This is a genomic window from Isoptericola sp. NPDC056134, assembly GCF_042264825.1.
Lineage (GTDB): Bacteria > Actinomycetota > Actinomycetes > Actinomycetales > Cellulomonadaceae > Isoptericola > Isoptericola nanjingensis.
In genome coordinates, this window is record NZ_JBHJVM010000081.1 from 1 (window position 1) to 1,239 (window position 1,239).

Below are 1,239 nucleotides of genomic sequence, written 5' to 3' on the forward strand. Positions count from 1 at the left end.
GGCGGGTTCAAGCGGTCGTCGCAACACCTGATCTGGTGAGGGGTGTTGGGATGGGTGACGGGACGAAGGTCGTGCGGAGTGTGGAGCGCGCGTTTTGGCGGGGTGTGCGTGATGGGTTGAGCGTGTTCGAGGCCGCGCAGGCTGTAGGGATCTCGTTCGCGACGGGCTATCGCAAGGTCCGGCAGTGTGGTGGTGTGATGCCTGCCGATCTGGGCGAGCCCTCGGGCCGCTACTTGTCCTTGACAGAGCGAGAGGAACTGGCTCTTCTGCGCGCCGAGGGGCGCGGGGTCCGTGAGATCGCGCGGGTGTTGGGACGCTCCGCCTCGACGATCTCGCGTGAGCTCGTTCGAGGCACGACGGCGGGCCGCTACCGGGCGATCGCGGCCCAGGTGCGGGCCGATGAACGCGCCACTCGCCCCAAGGCGCGCAAGCTGGCGGCCAACCCCCGCCTGGCGTCGTGGGTCCAGGACAAGCTGGCGCCACCGGCGGGAGGACGCTGGGCGCGGGCGTGGAGCCCGACCCAGGTCAGCCGACGGCTGCGGGTCGAGTTCCCCGATGATGATCAGATGCGCATCAGCCACGAGGCGATCTACCAGGCGCTATACGTCCAGGGGCGAGGTGGGCTGCGACGCGAGCTGGCTACCGCACTACGCACCGGGCGAGCCATGCGCCGCCCGCAACGCTCTACGAGCAACCGCGGGAAGCGGTCGATCCCTGCGCACCTGATGATCTCCGAGCGCCCCGCCGAGATCGAAGACCGGGCCGTGCCGGGGCACTGGGAAGGTGACCTCATCATCGGCGCCAACTCCAAGTCCGCGATCGGCACCCTGGTCGAGCGCACCACCCGCTACGTCATGCTGCTGCACCTGCCCAACGGGCATCATGCCGAGGCTGTCCGCGACGCGATGCTGACCCAGATCCGCACCCTGCCGGCGCACCTGCGCAAGTCCCTGACCTGGGACCAAGGCTCCGAGATGACCCCGTTCGCGCAGATCAAGATCGCCGACGACCTGGACCTGTACTTCTGCGACCCGCACTCGCCTTGGCAACGCGGCACGAACGAGAACACCAACGGGCTACTGCGCCAGTACTTCCCCAAGGGCACCGATCTGAGCATCCACACCGCCGACGACCTCGAGGACGTCGCCCTGCTGCTGAACGACCGCCCCCGCCAGACCCTCGACTGGGCCAAGCCCGCCGAAGCACTCAACCGCCTACTCTTGGCAGCCTGACGACGCG

At 68.5% G+C, this 1,239-nt stretch carries 1 protein-coding gene; it reads left to right on the top strand.

Features of this window, described 5'->3' with window-relative positions:
* The first annotated feature begins 50 nt into the window (after positions 1-50).
* Positions 51-1,232 carry an IS30 family transposase gene (locus ACFCZN_RS21415; RefSeq protein WP_430558107.1) on the top strand — a complete coding sequence of 394 codons (1,182 nt, stop codon included), beginning with the start codon at positions 51-53 and terminating at the stop codon, positions 1,230-1,232.
* Positions 1,233-1,239: the final 7 nt, after the last annotated feature.